Origin of the sequence: Agrobacterium sp. GD03872 (assembly GCF_029840625.1) — a bacterium.
Classification (GTDB): domain Bacteria; phylum Pseudomonadota; class Alphaproteobacteria; order Rhizobiales; family Rhizobiaceae; genus Agrobacterium; species Agrobacterium fabrum_A.
In genome coordinates this window covers 309,571-325,589 of the sequence record NZ_JAOCCY010000002.1, presented here as the reverse complement: position 1 = coordinate 325,589, position 16,019 = coordinate 309,571, and the positions used below count along the sequence as shown (strand labels likewise).

Genomic DNA, 16,019 nt, shown 5'->3' with positions numbered 1-16,019 from the left:
CACGCAAAGCAGAAATTCGAGGGCTATCGAAGCCAATTGTAGACCTGCTCAATCATCTTGTCAGCCTCAACGGGCAACGTTTCGGCGCCGGGACCGCCCTGTCTGGCCCACGGGTCCTGAATGGACTTGTTTTCCGTAGCCGAGCAGTTGGCAGAGGCTGCTAGAGCCGGATTTGTCGAACCCATTAGCTGAAAGCAGCCGTTCGGATAGAGTGCCGAGGATGTCGAGATCTCCGCGCGACAACGCAGAGACACACTCATCGATGACGCGCTCTCGCGCTTTGAGTAAAGCTCCAGTCAGACGTTCCCCCGAACCGGTGAGGTGGATAAGTCGCGCGCGTTGGTCTGCATTATTCCGGCGTCGTTCCACCAAATCGTCCTGTACCAGTCTGTCGATCAGCCTCACTGTTCCAGCATGCGACAGCCTAATCCGGGTCGCTAGAACACTGATTGGAAGCCCAGGCTCCAAACTCAGAAATATCATCATCGCGGTCGCGGAGCCGCTGGGTGAAAGCGAGGCCGAGACGCTGGCGATGCTTTCGGCGACCGCCAGCGCCAGAGCACCAAAATGATATTTGGCGACCTCAGGCTCCATTCCGAAATAATATATGCGTCGCGCATAGACATCAAGATGGGAGAAATGTATGACCGACGCATACATCTCTCACGGATTCGGATATGGTCATGCTCAACAAAGGGCTCGGCTCGGATTCCACATCTGGGATCGATACGCATGCAACCTTTTCATGCGCGAGGCGGCTTGAGCGGGCGCGCTTCCGACGGCTCCGGCTTCTGGGCTCGATCTCCTGCAAGCGGGCCACAGCCATGGGAAAAGTGTCATGCCCGATCTGACGCTGGACCTTCGATACTTGAAGTACGCCGTTCAGGTCGCTGAGGCGGGTAGTTTTCGACGCGCGGCCGAGCGCCTTGCGATATCGCAATCCACCGTGAGCCGTCGGGTTCAGATACTTGAGCGCCAGCTTGGGTGCTCGCTATTCCACCGCACGCGATCAGGCGCTGATTTGACGCCCGAGGGGGAACGCTTCCTTCAGCAGGCGGTAGTGGGTGCGAGATTCCTTCGCGAAGCCGCGACGGAAATCCGCACTACACGGAAGCAGACGACCGGTGTCGTCAGGTTCGGAATGCTCGAAGCATTTCCCGCGTGCCCTATCATCGACCTTCTAGCGAGCTTCCGGCTCCGATACCCGACGATTGAGGTCAAACTCGAGGAAGGAACGTCAGAAGCAAACACACTGGGTGTCAGACGGGGGTTGCTAGACGCGGCAATCAGCCTGGGCGCGGCTAGAGACCCTGCGCTCCAAATCCGACGCCTATGTGAACCGGATCTGTTCGTCGCGCTGTCCCCAGGTCACAAATTGGCATCGCGGCCTAATCTCGTCTGGGATGACCTCTGCGGAGAAATCTTTCTGTCCCGCTCCGATGGGGCCGGACGAGAACTCGCTGCGATGCTGCGACGGATGGTCGGGGCGGTCGAGAGTGCCGTCCAACTTTCAATTCAACAGGTCAGTCGAGAGACCCTGCTGACGATGGTCGAACAGGGGTTTGGGGTTACCATCACGAGTGCGGTTCGCCGTCCAGACCTTGCTCTGGTGCCACTTCGATCCAGCCGGGCGCCGACCGCAGCAATGATCTCGTCTAGCGACAACGATAATCCAGCGCTGCCCCTTCTACTGAAGTGTTTCGACGCTCTACCCGGTATGAAAGTAGGCGCCGCCTAATCAGCCTTCCGCTGCGTGGACGCTCGCCGCGCCTTCGCGAAGCCGCGATCTGTAGCGATGAACCGCTGTAGCATCGGGACGATCAACCGAGCGGGTTCCACCGCCGGCTGGCCTTGCTCGCGGCCCAGGAGGTCCGCGTAATCGGCCAAGTCCTGATGCAGAGGGGCTGGCAGCTCGACCTGAACCTTTACGGGTTTATCGTCCGCGAGGGGACCTAGCTTGAGCTTAGACATATTCATTCCCCATAGGGTTCGAGCACGAGATCACGCGTTACGATGACGCGGACTGGGTAGCCTGGGCGAATTGTGAGAGTGGGCGCCACGTTGAGCTGACGGCGGACGATCTGCTGTCCGGCGTCATTGATCGTGTCCTGGCCGCCATTGCGGATCGCCTGGATAAGCCGGTCATCATTATCGACGGCAAGTTCGGCGCCAACGCTGAGGAGCGTCGAAAGTCCTGCCGCCTTGGCGAGATCCCACCAATGGTAATCCACCCCATCCTGCAGGCCGGCATATCCCTCGGCGTCGGCACCAGGCTGGCGCTCGAGAACGATCGAGCGACCATTCGGAAAGATCAGCCGGTTCCAGACAAGCAGCACACGGCTTTGCCCGAACTGCACATTGTTGTCGTACTGGCCGATGACGCGCGTGCCCTGTGGCACGAGCAGGATGCGTCCTGTGGGACTGTCGTAGATGTTTTCGGTCACCTGGGCGGTGATCTGGCCCGGGAGGTCCGATCGGATGCCGGTTATGAGTGCCGCCGAGATGACTGCGCCGGCCTGAAGGATGTTCGGCGACGCCGGAGCAACGACGCGATCGGGAGACACCGTTCGTCGATCGGTGGCCGCGTTGAGAAAGGCGTTCTGACGATCCTGTGCGGAGGGAGTTGCTGGCGGCGGCGCGAGGCCAAGGCTCGCCAAATCCGGTGCGGGCGGGAGTGCCGGGGCCGCCCCCGCCGCAGCGGGCGCACCCCGGCTTTCCGATCCGGAGAATAGGCGACTCGTCCGCGCGGTCTCGATCTCCTGTAGGCGCCGCTGCTCTTCCGGGCTGATGCCGGGATTGGGCGTGGCGATGCCAGGGGTCGGCACTGGCTGGCCGCGATCCTGTGTGCTGAGGATAGGCCGGCCGAGGTCTCCGGGAAGCGGCGGACCAAGCCGCGGCACGCCAGCATAGTCTCGCGGTAGCCCGGCCAGGCCATCGGCTGTGGAGCGGTTCTCGGTGGAATACAGCTCCTCATTCGGCCGGGCGCCGTCCCGCGTTTGAAGCGCGTAAATCAATGCGCCGCCAAGCCCGACGCTGGCGATCAGGCCGAGCCCTGCCAACACCTTACGCGACAGCCGCGTCACACGCGGCGGCTCGGCCCGCAGCCGCATTGGCGCGGGACCGGCGGGTTCGCCGGTCAAGGGCTGCGGATCGTCGTCCGGGGCATCCCCACTCCGGGGCGGGCTCTCGCTCACGAGGTCGGCCTCCCATCGGTGCGGGTGATGCGAACGCGCCGTTGCCGGTCGCCGGAGCCGAACCTCAGTTCGGCCGCGGCGAAGAGCCGATCGACGATCATGTGATGGCCGCGGACGCGATAGTTGACCAATTCGGAGGTGTTGCCTTCGGCGCCCACGACGAAGAGCGGGGGCATCTCGCCCTGGCCGATGCCGCGCGGGAACTCAATGAAGACCTGTCGGCCGTCGTCAAAGGCGCGGAGCGGCCTCCACGGCGCGCGGTCCCCCTCGATTGCGTAGCGGAAGTTGACGTTGGCGAGATCGACGCCGCTCGCCACGGGTTGGGCGGCTTGCGCCTCGGCATTCTGCCGACGCAATGCGATAAGCTGATCCTGTGGATACTGCCACGAGACCGATGCCATATAGGTCCGCTCGGTCGAGCGAAGCTCCATGTGATAAGTGCGCATGTTGGTGTTGATGACGAGGTTGGTCATCAGGTCGGCCCGTGTCGGCTTCACCAGGATGTGGACTTGGCGCGTCGCACCCGATCCGCTCTCGGTGTCGCCGATGATCCACCGTACCGTGTCGCCTGCGGCGACGGGTCCTGCGCCGACGAGCTGCTCGCCGGGCTGGAGCGCGATGTCAGTGATCTGTCCGACCGCCGTATAGACTTGGTAGAGCGCACCCTGCGTCCAGGGATAGACCTGCATCGAATTGATAAATCCATCACGCACCGGCTGGACGCGGGCCGCCTCGTTGGCCTGGTTGACGCGCGCCGTCGGGTTGGCCGGCTCGGGCGCGCGTCGCGTCTCCGGCACGCGCTGCAACTGGCCGGGTAGCGGGAGCGGCCGCGGCAGCTCGACCACAGTGACGGGCGCTGGTGGATCGACGGTCTGCACCGCGGGAGCCGCGTTGTCGTAGGATATTTCAGGCGGGGGGTTGGTCGTAGCGCAGCCGGCGAGTGCGGTTGTCGCCAGCAGGACCATCGGGATTGCGGCCCTGCGGAGAGCCGGGAATACGAATGTGTGTAAAGCCGGGCTTCCGGCTTTACGGAAAGACGGCTTCATTGCCCAAGCTCCCGTGACCAGTTGATGGCGTTGACGTAGATGCCGAGCGGGTTCGCCCTCAGCCGATCGGCGTTTCGGGGGACCTGCACGACGATCGTCAGGATCGCAGTCCAGCGGGTTGTCTCGGCGAGCTGGCCGTTCTCGTAGCGGCGCTCCACCCACGCGACGCGGAAGCTGTCCGGCGAAGCGCGGATGACGCTGGAGACGTCGACGGCGACCTGCTGGCGGCCGACCCGTGTGAACGGGTCGTTGGACCTGGCGTAGTCGTTCAACGCCATGGCACCGCGATCGGTCGTGAAGTCATACGCGCGCAGCCAGTTTTGCCGCACGATGATCGCGTCGGCCGGGATCGAGCGAACCTGCTCGATGAAGCGCGCCAAGTGGAAGGCGATCTGCGGATCGGTCGGACGGTAGTCCGCCTCGGCGGGAGCGACCGCTTGTGCCTGACCGAGTCGATCGACCTGGACCACCCAAGGAACTATCGTTCCCCGTGCCGACTGCACGACGAGCGCGGTGGCGAAGCCGGCCGACAGGATCAGCGAGCCGAATGCCATCAAGCGCCAGTTCTTGGCCTGCACGCGCGGGGCGCCGATGCGTTCATCCCAGACCTGGCCGGCACGCTGGTAGGGCGTCTCGGGTTCGGGGGCTTTGCCGTAGTGGGTAGAGGGTCGTTTGAACATCAGCGATCGCCTTCGGACAGGTTGACGGAGGAGCCGCCGCCGTGGGCGTCGCCGGAGCGGACAGCGTGGGCCGTGGCTTGCACGGCATGGGTCATGTGTTGGGAGCGGCGCATCCGCTGCGCCCAGGCGGGTGGCCCGCCGGCACCGGCGGAACCCGAGGACGCGGCACCGTCACCGGCAGCGTCACCGCCGATCGAGCCCATGGTGGAGGAGCCGCCCGTCGCCTCGAAGGCGGCCTTGCCGCCCGCGTTGAAGCTGGACTTCATGCTTTCGGCGGCGCGCGATGCGGCCCGACGCAATGGAGAGACAGCGGCACTTCCGCCAGCGCGGGCAACGCCACCGAGACCGGAAGCGACACCAGCCGCGCCCGACTGACCGGCAGAGCCAAGGCTGTAAGCGGTCGAAGCGCCGCCGGCGACCGCAGCGCCGCCACGAGCCGCAGCGGCGGCGCCGCCAGCCAGGGCTGCACCTCCGGATGCGGCGGCACCGACAGCGCCAGCACCGAGTGCGACCATTCCGCCTGCGGCTAGGCCGGTACCAACCGCAGCGCCAGCGCTGAGTTGCGGGCCGCCGGAAACGATGCCGCTGGCGATGCCGGGGCCGAAAATTCCCAAACCGAGCAGCGACAAAGCTGCAAGGACGATCGCCATAGCCTCGTCGATCGACGGGTTCTGCCCCCCGAACCCGGACGTGAACTCGGAAAATAACGTCGAGCCGATGCCGATGATGACGGCGAGCACCAGGACCTTGATGCCGGAGGAAATGACGTTGCCGAGGACGCGCTCGGCCATGAAGGCAGACTTCCCGAAAAGACCGAACGGGATGAGCACAAAGCCGGCCAACGTGGTCAGTTTGAATTCGATGAGCGTGACGAACAGCTGGATCGCGAGAATGAAGAAGGCGAGCAGCACCAGCACCCATGCGAGGAACATGCAGGCGATCTGGATGAAGTTCTCAAAGAAGGACCAGTAGCCCATCAGGCTGGAGATCGAGTCGAGCAGCGGCCGGCCAGCATCCAAGCCGGTTTGGGCGACCTTGCCCGGGCGCATCAGGTCGGCGGTCGAGAAGCTCGTGCCGCTTGCCTTCAGACCTAGACCGGCGAAGCTCTCGAAGATGATCCGGGCGAGGTTGTTCCAGTTGCCAATGATGTAGGCGAAGACACCGACGAACAGCGTCTTCTTCACCAGCCGCGCTACGATGTCGTCGTCGGCGCCCCACGACCAGAACAGCGCCGCAAGCGTCACGTCGATGACGATGAGGGTGGTTGCGATGAAGGCGACTTCGCCGCTGAGGAGGCCGAACCCGCTGTCGATATAGCGGGTGAAAACCTCGAGGAAGTGGTCGATGACGCCGGTGCTGCCCATGATGCTATCGCGCCTCGTCGAGCTCAGGCGTGGCGGGCGTCGCGGCTGGTGCGTTGCTTCGTTCCGACTGAGGCGTGAGGCCATCGCGCTGCGCGGGCGGCATGTCCGGCAACCGCTCGGCGGGCCGCGCGCCAGGCGCGAGGAAGCGGTGACGGTTTTCCGCCCAGGCGCGTAGGCAAGCTGAATCGCGCGGGCCGGCTTCGCCGAGCGCCTGGCAACGGATCAACTCGTCACGCAGCGGATCGCTCTGCGATTGAGTGGCGCGGCCGGACGGCCATAGCTCGGGCGGCTCCTCCTTCCGGGTCATCTCGATCGCCGTGGCGGTGACCGCGACCGCGACGAATACAACCGCCCCGACCCGCGCGAGCATCTTGCCGTCCATGACCACGTCCTCAGTTGCCGCTCGGGAACATGCGGGCGTTGCCGGGCTGATAGCCGCTGCCTGGCGTCAGAAATCGGCGACGCTGTTCGCGACCCTGTTCAGCCGCGGCGGCGCGCTCGGCCTCGGAAAGGCTCTGGGCACGCCCGTTGGCGGCGACGACGGCGGTGAGGTCGGCGAGCTGCTGGGCTTGAAGGGCGAGAAGCTGATTGCCGGCCTGTGTCGCCTGCAAGGCGCCCGTCGCGCCCTGGCTCTGGCCGACCAGTGCCGACATCTCGCCGCGATTGGTGTCGATGTTGCCGACGACGCCCGCCTGCACGCGCATGGCGTCCTGCAAACCGCCGACGGTGTTCTGCCAGCGCTCGCGCGCTCCGGCGACGAGCGCCTGATCGGAGGCCGACATCGAGGCGTTGCCGTAGGTCGACGTGAACGCCTGGTCGATGCGCTGGACATCGTAGGCGATGCCCTGCGCTTGTTGCAGGAGCTGCTGGGTTCGCTGGACGGACTGCTGAAGCTGCTGCAGCGAGGAGTAAGGCAGGCTCGCCAGATTGCGCGCCTGGTTGATCAGCATGGTGGCTTCATTCTGAAGCTGGGTGATCTGCTGATTGACCTGCTGAAGCGTGCGAGCGGCCGTCAGGACGTTTTGGGCGTAGTTGGTCGGATCGTAGACGACCCACTGCGCGGCTGCCGGCGGGGCGAAGATCGGCGACAGCGCGAGCGGCGCGGCGAGTAGCGCGGCGCTCATGCGCAGCGCGCGCGAGCGGGAATGAACGGAACGGGTCATGGGCGTGCCTCCGGATTATGTTGGGGGGTGACGTTGGTGAGGTCGGCTACGAGGTCGGCGGCCCAGGCGAGCCGGTTTTCGGCCAGCCACTCGGTGAGAAACCCGTCCGTGCCGCTACGGGCGTGAACCGCGGCGATCAGTGCCTGATGCTGTTTCGACGAGGCCGCGCAAAGCGCGAGCGCCACATCCGACAGGCCCAGCTCGAAGAGCCTGTTTCCCCTGCGGCTCTGGCAGTAGTAGTCGCGCTTGGGCATCGCCCGCGCGAGGATCTCGATCTGGCGATCGTTTAGGCCGAAGCGGCGATAGATGGCGGTGATCTGCGGCTCGATCGCGCGTTCGTTCGGGAGCAGGATGCGGGTCTGGCAGCTCTCGATGATGGCGGGCGCAATCGCCGATCCGTCGATATCGGAGAGGGATTGGGTGGCGAAGATAACGCTGGCGTTCTTCTTCCGGAGCGTCTTCAGCCACTCGCGGAGCTGACCGGCGAAACCGTCGTCGTCCAACGCGAGCCAGCCCTCATCGACGATGAGCAGCGTCGGCCGCCCGTCGAGGCGGTCCTCGATACGGTGGAAGAGATAGGCCAGCACGGCGGCGGCAGCACCGGTGCCGATCAATCCCTCGGTCTCGAAGACCTGAACATCGGCTTCGCCGAGATGCTCGGCCTCAGCGTCGAGCAGCCGACCATAGGGCCCGCCGACACAATAGGGTCGGAGCGCCTGCTTCAGGTCGTTGGACTGGAGCAGGACGGAGAGGCCCGTCAACGTGCGCTCCGCGACGGGCGCCGATGCCAGCGAGGTCAGGGCCGACCAGAGATGCTCCTTGACCTCGGGCGTGACCGTTACGCTCTCGCGGGAGAGGATCGCGATCAGCCAGTCGGAGGCCCAGGCCCGCTCCGCGACGTCGTCGATGCGGGCCAGCGGTTGCAGCGACACCCTGTCGTCGGCGCCGTCCGTTAGGCCACCGCCCAGGTCATGCCAGTCACCACGCATGGCGAGCGCCGCGGCGCGGATCGATCCGCCGAAGTCGAAAGCGAAGACTTGGGATTGCGGATAGCGCCGGAACTGGAGCGCCATGAGTGCGAGCAACACCGACTTGCCGGCGCCGGTCGGCCCGACGATCAGCGTATGACCGACATCGCCGACGTGGATGGAAAGCCGGAACGGGGTCGAGCCCTCCGTTCTGCCGTAAAGCAGTGGGGGTGCATCGAAGTGCTCGTCCCGTTCCGGTCCCGCCCACACCGCCGACAGCGGGATCATGTGGGCGAGATTCAATGTGCTGATGGGTGGCTGCCGGACGTTGGCGTAGACGTGGCCGGGCAGCGAACCTAGCCAGGCGTCCACGGCATTGATGGTCTCGGCCATCGCGGTGAAGTCGCGGCTCTGAATGATTTTCTCGACCAGCCGGAGCTTCTCGGCGGCGATGCGCGGATCGTCGTCCCAGACCGTGATCGTGGCCGTCACATAGGCCTGGCCGGCATAATCGGCGCCCAGCTCCTGCAGCGCCATGTCGGCGTCGGCCGCCTTGTTCGCCGCATCGGTGTCGACGAGCGCCGAGGCCTCGTTCGTCATGATTTCCTTGAGGATGGCCGCGATCGACTTGCGCTTGGCGAACCATTGCCGCCGGATCTTGGTCAGCAGCTTGGTGGCGTCGGTCTTGTCGAGCAGTACCGCGCGCGTCGACCAGCGGTAGGGAAAGGCCAGCCGGTTCAGCTCGTCGAGAATGCCGGGCGTGGTCGCGGTCGGGAAGCCGACGACGGTGAGGATGCGCAGATGCGCGTTGCCAAGCCGGGGCTCGAGGCCGCCTGTGAGCGGCTGATCGGCCAGCAGCGCGTCGAGATACATCGGCGTCTCGGGAACACGGACTCGATGCCGTTTCGTCGAGATGGTCGAATGCAGGTAGGTCAGCGTCTCGGCATCATCGAGCCACGCGCATTCCGGCATGAAAGCGTCGATGAGGTTGAGGATGCGGTCGGTGCGGTCGGCGAAGCCGCGCACGATCTCATGTGCGTCAACGCCGGTATGTTCGCGGCCCTCGTAGAGCCAGGTTTCGGCGCGCGCCGCATCCTCGGCCGGGGGCAGATAGAGAAAGGTGAGGAAGTAGCTGGACTCGTAATGCGCGCCGGCTTCCTCGAAATCGGCCTTGCGTTCGGCATCGACCAGCGCCGAGGCGCTGTTGGCGAACATGCTGGCGGGATAGGTCGCAGCGCCGTGCCGCTGTGCCTCGACGAAGATGGCCCAGCCGGAGCCGAGGCGGCGAAAGGCATTGTTGAGGCGGCCGGCGACCGCGACCAGCTCGGCCGGTACGGCGCTGTCGAGGTCAGGTCCGCGAAAGCGTGCAGTGCGTTGCAGGCTGCCGTCCTTGTTCAGTACGACGCCTTCGCCGACCAGCGCGACCCAGGGAAGGAAGTCGGCGAGCCGGGTGTTACGATTACGATATTCGGCAAGGTTCATCATCGGTGTCGCTCCTCAGACCGACAGGTGGCCGGGGATGCGCAGATGCTTGCGCACGACGTCGACGAACTGCGGATCGCGCTTGGCTGCCCAGACGGCCGCGAAGTGCCCCACCGCCCAAAGGGCGAGACCCACTAGCCAGAGGCGGAGGCCGAGACCGAGCGCGGCCGCCAGTGTGCCGTTGAGGATGGCGAGCGAACGTGGGGCGCCGCCGAGCAGGATGTGCTCGGTCAGCGCCCGGTGGACGGGCACGGAAAAGCCCGGAACCTCGCCGCCATGATCCGCGCCGTCGGCCATCAGACGAGCGCCCCGCCGCCGAACGAGAAGAACGACAGGAAGAAGCTGGATGCGGCGAAGGCGATCGACAGGCCGAACACGATCTGGATCAGCTTGCGGGCGCCACCCGACGTGTCACCGAAGGCCAGCGTCAGCCCGGTGATGATGATGATCATGACCGCGATGATCTTGGCGACCGGTCCCTCGATCGATTCCAGGATCGACTGGAGCGGGGCTTCCCACGGCATCGATGAGCCCGACGCATGCGCGGCCGGTGCCAGTGCGAGCGTGAGGAAGGTGACGGACGCCGCCGTGGCGATGTGGCGGCGAAAGCGCAAAGCATGCTTGATCATGACGGGTCTCCTGTGAGGGGTTGGCTTGCGGGCGTGACGCGGTAGTCGCCGTTGGGGCCGAGGCCCTCGATGCGGGCGAGTTCGGCAAGCCGGCGCGAGGCGCCGCGGCCGGAGAGCACGGCGACCAGATCGATCGTCTCGGCGATCAGCGCGCGGGGGACCGTGACGACGGCTTCCTGGATAAGCTGTTCCATTCGGCGCAGCGCGCCGATGGCGGTGCCGGCGTGGATCGTCCCCACGCCTCCCGGGTGGCCGGTGCCCCAAGCCTTGAGAAGATCGAGCGCCTCGGAGCCGCGGACCTCGCCGATGGGAATGCGGTCGGGTCGCAGGCGGAGCGAGGAGCGAACAAGATCGGAGAGCGAGGCGACGCCGTCCTTCGTCCGCATGGCGACGAGGTTGGGCGCGGCGCATTGCAGCTCGCGCGTGTCCTCGATCAGGACGACGCGATCCGAGGTCTTCGAGACCTCTGCCAGCAGCGCGTTGGTGAGGGTCGTCTTGCCGGTCGAGGTTCCGCCGGCGACGAGGATGTTGCGCCGATCGGCAACGGCCTGGCGCAGCGTTTCGGCCTGATCCGCCGCCATGATTCCGGACGCCACATAGTCGCCGAGCGTGAACACAGCGACGGCGGGCTTGCGGATCGCGAAAGCCGGCGCGGACACCACGGGAGGCAACAGCCCCTCGAACCGCTCCCCCGTCTCGGGCAGTTCGGCCGAGACCCGCGGGGCGCCTGGATGAACTTCGGCGCCGACGTGATGGGCGACAAGGCGAATGATCCGCTCGCCATCGGCGGGCGACAGTCGTTCACCGGTGTCGGAAAGACCCTCTGAAAGCCGGTCGACCCAGAGCCGCCCATCGGGATTGAGCATCACCTCGACGATCGCGGGATCTTCCAGAAACGTGGCGATCGCTGACCCGAGGGCTGTGCGCAGCATGCGCGCGCCGCGAAGGATCGCCTCCGATTTCTGGTGAGGTGCCGCCACGTCGTCCCCGTTCTCTTGCGGGTCCGCGATGCGCGGCCCTGGATCGGGGATGAGTAGAAGAGGCAGAAATCATGGCCTGACAACAACCATGATGTGGCAGTCGTACTGTGGCGTACAAAGACAGGAAAACGGCGGAACGCCCGAATACTTGTGATGCGCGGATCAGTGATTATTCCGCGTCACGCGCGGGCGGGATGTCTTCCGCAATCTCCTGTCTGAGCTTCGGTCCCTGCGCGAGTCGTCGGCCGAGCGCGGTCACGAAGGCTTCGTAGCGCTCGGCCGCCTTGGCGCGTGCCGCGACCTGGGCCGGCTCCGGCAACGGCGGATTGGACGTCAGCCAGAAACGGATGAATACAGCTAGCGTCTCGACCGATATGCCGAGGTCGCGCTCCATTCGCGCCAGGCGACGGTCGAGTTGATCGAGCCGCTTCGTCGTGGCTGCCTCCTGCCGCTCAGCGGCGTCCGGCGAGAGAAACGAAGCAATGCCAGCCTCGGCAACCAGCGATAGGGACAGGTCTCGCCGCGCCGCATGGGCCGCGAGCGCCTTCATGACATCCGGGTCGAGATACACGGAGAGGCGTTGCTTTTTCGGAGGCTTGCTCACCGACACATCCTAAAGTTCGATACCGTCGCCCGGATCGAGCGAGGCTTGGCGGGCGACTTGGCGCATCGTCTGCGTCATGCGGCTCAGGCGTGCGGCATCCTCGTCGACATCGTCACGGGGATCGATCTCGAATTCATTTTCGAGCACCGGCTTTCGCTCGACGGCCTGGGTCCGGCTCAGTTCGGGTTGATGCCGGCGTTCGGAATCCGTCGGATCGTCATCGGACCCGTCCTGCACTGCGATGACCGTGCTCAGCTTGGGAGCCGCCGGTATGGCGAGCGTGCTCCAGTCGTCGGTCATTGCGCTCGCCGGCTTGGTGAGTGTGGGCGGCGTGAGGATGCGTTCCTGAAATCTGCGATCCTCGTAGTAGCGGGCCTTCTTCGCCCGGATCGGCGGAATGCCGGCGACCATGACGATCTCGTCGGAGGGCGGGAGCTGCATGATCTCGCCGGGCGTCAGCAACTGTCGGGCGGTCTCCGAGCGCGATACCATCAAGTGGCCGAGCCAGGGCGATAGCCGGTGGCCAGCATAGTTTTTCATCGCCTTCATCTCGGTCGCGGTGCCGAGGGCATCCGAAACGCGTTTGGCCGTGCGCTCGTCATTGGTCGCGAAGCTCACGCGGACATGGCAATTGTCCAAAATTGAGTTGTTAGGGCCGTAGGCCTTCTCGATCTGATTCAGCGATTGCGCGATGAGGAAGGCCTTGAGGCCGTAACCGGCCATGAAAGCGAGCGCGCTCTCGAAGAAGTCGAGGCGGCCGAGCGCGGGAAACTCATCGAGCATGAGCAGCAGGCGGTGCCGGTTGCCCTTAGCCTGCAAGTCCTCCGTCAACCGGCGTCCAACCTGATTCAAGATTAGGCGGATCAGTGGCTTGGTCCGATTGATGTCGGATGGCGGGACCACGAGGTAGAGCGTCGTCGGACGCTTGCCGCCGACCACGTCAGCGATGCGCCAGTCGCAGCGGCGGGTTACTTCCGCGACCACCGGATCGCGATACAGACCGAGAAAGGACATCGCGGTCGACAGCACGCCCGACCGCTCGTTGTCCGACTTGTTGAGCAGTTCACGAGCCGCGCTGGCGATCACCGGATGAGGCCCGGCCTCGCCGAGATGGGCGGTCTTCATCATCGCCGCGAGCGTCGATTCGATCGGCCGCTTCGGATCGGACAGGAAGGCCGCGACACCCGCCAATGTCTTGTCGGCCTCGGCATAGAGGACGTGCAGGATCGCGCCGACCAGAAGCGCGTGCGACGTCTTCTCCCAGTGGTTCCGCTTCTCGAGCGAGCCTTCCGGGTCAACCAAAATGTCGGCGATGTTCTGCACGTCACGGACTTCCCATTCGCCGCGGCGCACCTCGAGCAGCGGATTGTAGGCCGCCGACTTCGCGTTTGTGGGATCGAACAGCAGCACGCGGCCGTGCCGGGCGCGGTAGCCGGCGGTCAGGGTCCAGTTCTCGCCCTTGATGTCGTGAACGATCGCCGAGCCCGGCCAGGTCAGGAGCGACGGCACGACCAGGCCCACGCCCTTGCCGGAACGTGTCGGCGCGAAGCACAGCACATGCTCCGGGCCGTCGTGGCGAAGATACTCGCGCTCATGCCTGCCGAGCACGACGCCGTCTGGACCGAGGAGGCCGGCGGCCTTCACCTCTTCAGGCCGCGCCCAGCGGGCTGAGCCGTAGGTCTCCACATTCTTCGCTTCGCGTGCCCGCCACACGGACATGCCGATGGCGACGGCGATGGAGATGAACCCGCCGGACGCTGCGATATAGGCGCCCTCGACGAAGATCGGCGGGGCATAGGCGTCATAGAAATACCACCACCAGAAGAAGGCCGGCGGATAGTAGATCGGCCATCCGACGAGCTCGAACCAGGGCTGGCCGAGCTGAGGCTGGAAGCCAAGACGATAGGCCGTCCATTGCGTCGCGCCCCAGGTCGTCATCAGCACGATCAGGAAGACGGTGAGGATCTGGCCCCAGAGGATCTTCGTCGCCGACATGGCGGGCACTCCTTTCTTAGTTGGGTTACATGCCGAGGCCGCGATTGCGGCCGAAGCTCCAGTCGACGCCGCCGGGGCCGCGCGAGACGCCCGAGACGTGCTGACCGTGCTGCCGTTCGAGGGAGGGCGACCAGGGCACGAGCTGGAACCCGAGGCCGTCGTCGATCATGGCGAAGCGGCCCGAGGCGAGCGCGAAGCGCTGGCGGTAGGTGCCCGCCACATACTCGCCCGATCCGGCCTTGGTGAACGGACGCCCGGTTTCGGCCGCGAGCTTTTCGCCGAGCGCTTCGACCTCGCGCTGGCGCAAGGTTTCGATGAGGCCCGGCGAGAAGCTGACGCCGCGCGTCTGCCGCTCGGCGAGGCCCTGGCCAACGAGATGCTCGGCACGTCGGTCCATCGCTTGGCGCACCTCCGCGCCGAAGCCGCCACCGCCAAGGGCTACCGGCTCGCGGGCGATCGCCTGCCGGTCGAGCCAGGTGGCGCCGGTCGCATGGACCTGCCGCTCAATATCGAGATCCGAGCGAACGGCGAGCGCGACACGCCGGCGGCCCTGCGCGTCGTCGAACTTGCGCAGCTCGACGATCGAACCCGGTGCGCTGTCGCCGGCGGCGTCGAGATCGGCGAGCTTGATGTGGTGGGTGCGCCCGTCGGTGCCGTCGACTACGGCATAGGCCGTGCCCTTCAGCTCGTCATCGAGGCCGCGGTCGACCAGCCGGCCGATGACCGGATCGTCGATGCTCTCGCCGGCGAGCACATAGCTCGCGGCGCCGCGTTCGATGCCGCGTTCAGTCAGGCCGCGGTGGATGCGCTTGATGATGTCGCCACGCTCGCCGAGCGCGCGCAGCGTCTTCTCGGCATTCTCCGATACGACCCATTGGCCGGGACCGACCTGATCGGCGAGGCCGAGTGTCTCCAGCTTGCGCAGCCGACCGACCTTCAGCGCGTGGAATTCGTCTGGCTGCCGATCGGGATGTGGGGCGAGGTCGGCGACGCCGGTGCGATAGCTATCGCGGGCAATCTGGCGATCGAGATCGGTCCAGCGTTCCGCCTCGACCTGACGCCCCAGGTTGCGGCGGATCTCGTGATCGGTGCGCGGTCCCAGCTCCTGGGTGACGAGGTCCTGCGCGCGGGCGCGCATGCCTTCCTTGATGTAGTCGCGGGAGATGACGAGGTCCTGGCCGTCGTCAGTCCGTCCCCGCAGGATGATATGGACATGCGGGTTGTCGGTGTTCCAGTGATCGACGCCGACCCAGTCGAGCTTCGTGCCCAGGTCCTTCTCCATCTGCCCCATCAGTTCGCGGGCATAGGTCTTGAGGTCGCTCATCTCGGTCGCGTCCTCTGGTGAGACGATGAACCGGAAGTGATGCCGATCGTCCTGGGTGCGCTCGGCGAAGGCCTTCGGATCGGAGTCCTCGGTCTCGGCACCAAACAGGTGGGCCTTCTCCCCATCCCGGGTGACGCCCTCGCGGCGGAGATAGCTGAGGTGGGTGGAGAGCGGCGCAGCCCGCGCGCTATGACGGACGACGCGTGTCTTGATGACCGTGTTTCGCGATCGGCTCGTGAGCAGCCGATTGGCCTGCACGGTCGCGCGCCGTCCGCGTCCAAACCGCGAGCGATTGCCCTTGCTGATCTGGCCGGAGCGCGAGACGCGTCCACCGGCTCGCTGCGCGGCTGCCAGCGCCTGCGCGATAAAGGGCCGCGCAGCTTGAGCCCGGGTCGAGCGGATGCGGCCAGGGCGAATGCGGAAATCGTCCTCTCCGCTCATGGCCAAGGCCCCGCACATCGCGCAAAGCCAAGGAAATTCCTCAATAAAACGCGAGAGCGCAGGCTGCGCCGATCAGGCGCACCTCGCGCAAATGCGCCATAAGTCCCTGAAAAAACACGACCGCACCAAGCCGCACCTCGCGCGCTTTT

The 16,019-nt window shown here is 65.6% G+C and carries 16 protein-coding genes; 1 reads left to right on the top strand and 15 read right to left on the bottom strand.

Annotated elements, in window-relative coordinates:
- Positions 1 to 66: 66 nt before the first annotated feature.
- A complete protein-coding gene (locus N5D22_RS05545) occupies positions 67 to 483 on the bottom strand; it encodes a MarR family transcriptional regulator (RefSeq protein ID WP_246842056.1) in 417 nt (138 codons plus the stop codon).
- A 355-nt stretch (positions 484 to 838) separates the two neighbouring features.
- Here N5D22_RS05545 and N5D22_RS05540 point away from each other — a divergent pair, with 355 nt between their 5' ends.
- A complete protein-coding gene (locus N5D22_RS05540) occupies positions 839 to 1,738 on the top strand; it encodes a LysR family transcriptional regulator (RefSeq protein WP_099503716.1) in 900 nt (299 codons plus the stop codon).
- On the opposite strand, the gene N5D22_RS05535 is transcribed toward N5D22_RS05540, so the two are convergent.
- From N5D22_RS05535 to N5D22_RS05470, 14 genes are all read right to left on the bottom strand, one after another.
- Complete coding sequence (locus tag N5D22_RS05535; RefSeq protein ID WP_099503714.1) at positions 1,735 to 1,971, bottom strand: DUF2274 domain-containing protein; 237 nt, start codon at positions 1,969 to 1,971, stop codon at positions 1,735 to 1,737. The genes N5D22_RS05540 and N5D22_RS05535 overlap by 4 nt on opposite strands.
- 2 nt (positions 1,972 to 1,973) lie before the next feature.
- Positions 1,974 to 3,194 carry a TrbI/VirB10 family protein gene (locus tag N5D22_RS05530; RefSeq protein WP_099503712.1) on the bottom strand — a complete coding sequence of 407 codons (1,221 nt, stop codon included), beginning with the start codon at positions 3,192 to 3,194 and terminating at the stop codon, positions 1,974 to 1,976.
- Positions 3,191 to 4,240: a P-type conjugative transfer protein TrbG gene (gene trbG, locus N5D22_RS05525; RefSeq protein WP_099503710.1), complete on the bottom strand. Its 1,050-nt coding sequence runs from the start codon at positions 4,238 to 4,240 to the stop codon at positions 3,191 to 3,193. Before trbG ends, N5D22_RS05530 begins: the two co-directional genes overlap by 4 nt.
- On the bottom strand, positions 4,237 to 4,920 hold the full coding sequence (trbF, locus tag N5D22_RS05520; RefSeq protein WP_099503708.1) for a conjugal transfer protein TrbF: 684 nt from the start codon (positions 4,918 to 4,920) through the stop codon (positions 4,237 to 4,239). The genes trbG and trbF overlap by 4 nt, the downstream gene beginning before the upstream one ends.
- Entirely contained in the window at positions 4,920 to 6,284 is a 1,365-nt protein-coding gene (gene trbL / locus N5D22_RS05515; RefSeq protein ID WP_099503706.1) for a P-type conjugative transfer protein TrbL, read from the bottom strand. The genes trbF and trbL overlap by 1 nt, the downstream gene beginning before the upstream one ends.
- 4 nt (positions 6,285 to 6,288) lie before the next feature.
- Positions 6,289 to 6,666 (bottom strand): putative entry exclusion protein TrbK-alt, encoded by a 378-nt coding sequence (gene trbK-alt / locus N5D22_RS05510; RefSeq protein WP_099503704.1) that lies wholly within the window; start codon positions 6,664 to 6,666, stop codon positions 6,289 to 6,291.
- 10 nt (positions 6,667 to 6,676) lie between these two features.
- Positions 6,677 to 7,447: a P-type conjugative transfer protein TrbJ gene (trbJ, locus tag N5D22_RS05505; RefSeq protein ID WP_099503702.1), complete on the bottom strand. Its 771-nt coding sequence runs from the start codon at positions 7,445 to 7,447 to the stop codon at positions 6,677 to 6,679.
- On the bottom strand, positions 7,444 to 9,900 hold the full coding sequence (trbE, locus tag N5D22_RS05500; protein WP_099503701.1) for a conjugal transfer protein TrbE: 2,457 nt from the start codon (positions 9,898 to 9,900) through the stop codon (positions 7,444 to 7,446). The genes trbJ and trbE overlap by 4 nt, the downstream gene beginning before the upstream one ends.
- 12 nt (positions 9,901 to 9,912) lie before the next feature.
- On the bottom strand, positions 9,913 to 10,194 hold the full coding sequence (locus N5D22_RS05495) for a VirB3 family type IV secretion system protein (RefSeq protein WP_099503699.1): 282 nt from the start codon (positions 10,192 to 10,194) through the stop codon (positions 9,913 to 9,915).
- Positions 10,194 to 10,526, bottom strand: coding sequence for a TrbC/VirB2 family protein (locus N5D22_RS05490; protein ID WP_099503697.1), 333 nt, complete (start codon positions 10,524 to 10,526; stop codon positions 10,194 to 10,196). The genes N5D22_RS05495 and N5D22_RS05490 overlap by 1 nt, the downstream gene beginning before the upstream one ends.
- On the bottom strand, positions 10,523 to 11,506 hold the full coding sequence (gene trbB, locus N5D22_RS05485; protein WP_099503692.1) for a P-type conjugative transfer ATPase TrbB: 984 nt from the start codon (positions 11,504 to 11,506) through the stop codon (positions 10,523 to 10,525). The genes N5D22_RS05490 and trbB overlap by 4 nt, the downstream gene beginning before the upstream one ends.
- Positions 11,507 to 11,675: 169 nt before the next feature.
- The gene (locus N5D22_RS05480) at positions 11,676 to 12,110 is read right to left on the bottom strand and encodes a CopG family transcriptional regulator (protein WP_099504016.1); all 435 of its coding nucleotides are present in this window, start codon (positions 12,108 to 12,110) and stop codon (positions 11,676 to 11,678) included.
- 9 nt (positions 12,111 to 12,119) lie between these two features.
- Positions 12,120 to 14,105 (bottom strand): conjugal transfer protein TraG, encoded by a 1,986-nt coding sequence (locus tag N5D22_RS05475; RefSeq protein WP_099503690.1) that lies wholly within the window; start codon positions 14,103 to 14,105, stop codon positions 12,120 to 12,122.
- Between the two features lie 25 nt (positions 14,106 to 14,130).
- Positions 14,131 to 15,870, bottom strand: a complete 1,740-nt coding sequence (locus tag N5D22_RS05470) for a VirD2 family relaxase/mobilization nuclease (RefSeq protein WP_279654732.1) — start codon at positions 15,868 to 15,870, stop codon at positions 14,131 to 14,133.
- Positions 15,871 to 16,019: the final 149 nt, after the last annotated feature.